A 3630-nucleotide genomic window follows, 5' to 3' on the forward strand; every position below is an offset into this window, starting at 1 on the left:
GGGCGGACGGGCGGGCGGTGGTGTACGTCGCCCAGTGCGGCACGGCGACCACGCCGGCCGGCTACCGCACCGCCGCCCGGGTGGTCAGGCTCGCCGACGTGCTGGCCCTGCCCGTGCTGACCCTGGTCGACACCCCGGGCGCGGCCAACGGCGCCGCGGCGGAGCGGGCGGGCGCGGGCGCGGCCATCGCCGCGGCGTTCACGGCGATCGCGGAGGCGCGCGCGCCGGTGACCACCCTGCTGATCGGCGAGGGCGGCTCGGGCGGGGCGCTGGCCCTGGCCGCGCCCGGCGGCACCTGGGCGGCCCGGGACAGCTACTTCTCGGTCATCGCCCCCGAGCTCGCGGCGGCGATCCTCAAGCGCCAGCCGGAGCAGACCGCGGCCACCGCCGACCAGCTTCGGCTGCGCCCGCAGGACCTGCTGGAGCTGGGCGTGGTCCGGGGGATCGTGTAGCCAGGGGGCGGCGTCGCGGGAGTCCGTCACCCGTCCTCGGTGGCGCACTCCCGCGCCGCGAGGCCCAGTTCGGCGGCGTCCAGGGCGTCGGTCAACCGGTCCAGCCCGGCCCGCAGCTCCATGACCTCCGCCGGCTCCATCCCGGTCGCCGCGGCGATCCGCCGGGGCACGTCCACGGCCCGCTCGCGCAGCGCCGCGCCCTCGGCGGTGGGCCGCACGGTGACCGACCGCTCGTCCCGCGCACTGCGCCGGCGCTCCACGTACCCGGCCGCCTCCAGCCGCTTGAGCAGCGGGGAGAGCGTGCCGGAGTCCAGCCGCAGGCGTTCGCCGATCCGCTTGACCGGCAGCTCGCCGTGCTCCCAGAGGACCAGCAGCACCAGGTACTGCGGATAGGTCAGGCCCAGCTCCTTCAGGGCCGTGCGGTACACGCCGTTGAAGGCGCGGGCGGCCGCGTGCAGCGAGAAGCAGATCTGGTGGTCGAGCCGGAGGACGTCCTCGGCGGGCACGGTGTCGACGGTCTCCATGGCTCCGAGGATACCGGGCGGCTCCGACGCGGGCTATTGAGTTGCGCACAATTTAATAGCCCGCTATACATGATGGCGTACCCACCCCCCGAGGAAGGACCGACCGATCATGGACGCCCTGTACACCGCAGTCGCCACCGCCAACGGCCGCGAGGGCCGCGCCGTCAGCTCCGACGGGCAGATCGACCTCCCGCTCGGCTTCCCCAAGGCCATGGGCGGCGACGACCAGGGCACCAACCCCGAGCAGCTCTTCGCCGCCGGCTACGCGGCCTGCTTCGCCAGCGCCCTCGGCCTGGTCGCCCGGCAGAGCAGGACCGACGTCTCCGACGTCTCCATCACCGCCGAGGTCTCCCTCGGCAAGGACGCCGACGGCGGCTTCGGCCTCGCGGTCGTCCTGCGCGCCGAGCTGCCCGACCACCTCCAGGGCGACGCCGGCCAGGCCCTTCTGGAGAAGGCGCACGCCACCTGCCCGTACTCCAAGGCGACCCGCGGCAACATCCCGGTGGAGCTGGTCGTCGAGTAATACGCCCGCCCGCAGGCCCCGCGCTCCTCAGCGCCCCGCACCCCTTCCCTGGGGCGCGGGGCGTTCGCCGTCACCCCGGGGGAGCAGGCGGGAGGCGGGATGGACAGCAATGGACAGCAGGGCGGGACCGGACCCCGGGGGGGCCATACGTGCAGGAGCAGGAGCAGGCGGCGGCGCCGGGGGCGGTGGTGCCGGGGCAGGCCCAGGCGCCGGCCCGGGCGCGGGACATCCCCAGCCGCCAGAACGACCCGGACATGATCACGCTGCTGCGGGCGGCGCACGGCCGGCACCGGCAGGCGCAGCACTTCCGCGACGGTGCACCTGGCCGCGTCCGCCCTGCTGGCGTCCGGGGCCATCCTGGCCGTCCTGGCGCCGGCCGCGGCACCCCGATCAGCCTGGTCGGCCTGGGCTGGGCCCTGGTCTACGGGCTGTGGGCCGGCGAGTGGGCCAAGAGCGCGTTCCGGCGGGCGGCGGTGACCCAGGAGCTCTTCGACACCCAGCTCTTCGGGCTGCCGTGGAACGCGGCGATCGCCGGCGAGCCGCCCGAGCCGCACGAGGTCAACCGGCTCGCCCGCCGCTACCGCGGGGACGAGGCGAAGCTGCGCGACTACTACGAGATCGACGCGCTGCCCCAGCCGCTGGACGTCCTCGCCTGCCAGCTCCAGAACCTGGCCTGGGGGACCCGGGTGCGCCGCCGGTACGGCGCCGCCGTCCAGTGGGGGCTGGTCCTGTGGTGCCTGGCCGGCGTGGTGGTGGGGGTGACGACGACGATGAGCGTGTCCGCCGTGCTGACGTCCTGGTTCGTCCCGTCCCTGGGCCTGCTGCTGCTCGGCGTGGACACCTTCCGGGCCCAGCGCGACACGGTCGCCGCCCGGGAGCGCGCCCAGCGTGAACTGTCCGCGCGCATCGACGCCTACGTGGCGGACGGCTCGCGCCCGCAGCGCCACCTGGAGCTGCTGGCGCTGTCCCGGCGGATGGTCGACGACCTGGTGCGCTGGCTCGGCGCGTCGCCGGGCGGGCGGGACAACGCCGTGCGCGGATCGCTGCCCACCGCCGTACGGCTGCTCACCGGGCCGGACGGGGCGGGGTCCAGGCTGGCGATCAACCACCAGCGCGAGCTGGCGGTGCGCGTCGACCAGTGGCTGACCGCGCGCCCGCGGGACACCCGCGGCACGGAGACGGCCCGCCGGGTGGTCGCACTGCTGGAGCGCACCGACCGGGCCGACCCCTTCGGCCGGGGCGTCGAGGTCCCCGCGGACGTCCAGGGCCGGCTCCGGGCGGCCGCCGCCTCCTGACAGGCCGCCGGTCAGGAGGCGGCGGCCGGTGTGCGGCTACGCGCCGGTGCGCCGGTGCAGGTCGGCCAGCGCCGCCACGAAGTCGGCCCGGTCGGTGCCGTGGAAGCGGTTGAAGAACCAGCCGGGGACGCGGACGTGCGCCAAGCGGGTTTGCAGCAGGACGTCCTGCACCTGCACGTGCTGCCGCGCGGCGGCGGCCTTGCCGGGCTCCGCCGTCTCCAGGGCGTCGGCGAGCTGGTCCCAGGCGTCCGCCGAGCCGGCCGGGTCGCGGGCCGCCTCCAGGGCGTGCGCCACCCTGCGCCGGATCGCCAGTGCCTTGCGGGACGCCGCGGGCCCGGCCCCGTCGGGCACTTCGGCCAGCGCGGCGCGGAAGTCGTCCACCGCGCCCCGGGCGTCACCGGCGAGCAGCCGCACGTCCCCCACCCGCAGGCGGGTGTCGAGCAGCGCGTCCGCGCCGGCCGGGAGCGCCTCCCGCTGCCGGTCGAGCAGCTCCGCCAGCACGGCCAAAGCCTCGTCCGGCCGCCCGTCCGCGACCAGCCAGTGCACCAACCGGAACCGCGCCTTGACCGCCTTGACCGCCAGCGGCCCGCCGGCCCGGACCTCCGCGTCGAGGACGCGCCGCAGCCCCTCCACCGCCTGCCTGGGCACGTCACCGGGCCCGAACACACCGTCCCGCGCCGGCCTCCGCCGCTTCCTCGCCCGTTCCCGTCCCGGATACGTCGGTCATCTCGCCCCCTCCGCCGCGGCGCCCCCCGCGCCCTGCGGCGGAGGGGGCGAGATGACCGACGTATCCGGGACGGGAACGGGCGAGGAAGCGGCGGAGGCCGGCGCGGGAC

5 protein-coding genes are annotated in these 3630 nt (G+C 76.6%); 3 read left to right on the forward strand and 2 right to left on the reverse strand.

Annotated elements, in window-relative coordinates; translation table 11 throughout:
• Nucleotides 1–452: carboxyl transferase domain-containing protein (locus C6N75_RS22580; RefSeq protein WP_322888070.1), on the forward strand; the 452-nt coding region annotated here is incomplete at its 5' end.
• A 26-nt stretch (nucleotides 453–478) separates the two neighbouring features.
• Here the strand turns inward: C6N75_RS22580 and C6N75_RS22585 are convergent.
• The gene (locus C6N75_RS22585) at nucleotides 479–976 is read right to left on the reverse strand and encodes a MarR family winged helix-turn-helix transcriptional regulator (RefSeq protein WP_105870729.1); all 498 of its coding nucleotides are present in this window, start codon (nucleotides 974–976) and stop codon (nucleotides 479–481) included.
• A gap of 109 nt (nucleotides 977–1085) precedes the next feature.
• Between C6N75_RS22585 and C6N75_RS22590 the strand changes: the two genes are divergently transcribed.
• Both C6N75_RS22590 and C6N75_RS30880 read left to right on the forward strand, forming a co-directional pair.
• Nucleotides 1086–1499, forward strand: coding sequence for an organic hydroperoxide resistance protein (locus C6N75_RS22590; RefSeq protein ID WP_105870730.1), 414 nt, complete (start codon nucleotides 1086–1088; stop codon nucleotides 1497–1499).
• A 149-nt stretch (nucleotides 1500–1648) separates the two neighbouring features.
• Nucleotides 1649–2794: an S-4TM family putative pore-forming effector gene (locus C6N75_RS30880; protein ID WP_181160577.1), complete on the forward strand. Its 1146-nt coding sequence runs from the start codon at nucleotides 1649–1651 to the stop codon at nucleotides 2792–2794.
• 36 nt (nucleotides 2795–2830) lie between these two features.
• Here the strand turns inward: C6N75_RS30880 and C6N75_RS22600 are convergent, their stop codons facing one another.
• Complete coding sequence (locus C6N75_RS22600) at nucleotides 2831–3442, reverse strand: S-4TM family putative pore-forming effector (protein ID WP_146132641.1); 612 nt, start codon at nucleotides 3440–3442, stop codon at nucleotides 2831–2833.
• Nucleotides 3443–3630: the final 188 nt, after the last annotated feature.

The organism is Streptomyces solincola, assembly GCF_002982015.1.
Lineage (GTDB): Bacteria > Actinomycetota > Actinomycetes > Streptomycetales > Streptomycetaceae > Streptomyces > Streptomyces solincola.

What these genes read in the sequence shown, in the direction of transcription:
- C6N75_RS22585 (WP_105870729.1), bottom strand. Translation starts at nt 976, where the DNA reads ATGGAGACCGTCGACACCGTGCCCGCCGAGGACGTCCTCCGGCTCGAC.
- C6N75_RS22590 (WP_105870730.1), top strand. Translation starts at nt 1,086, where the DNA reads ATGGACGCCCTGTACACCGCAGTCGCCACCGCCAACGGCCGCGAGGGC.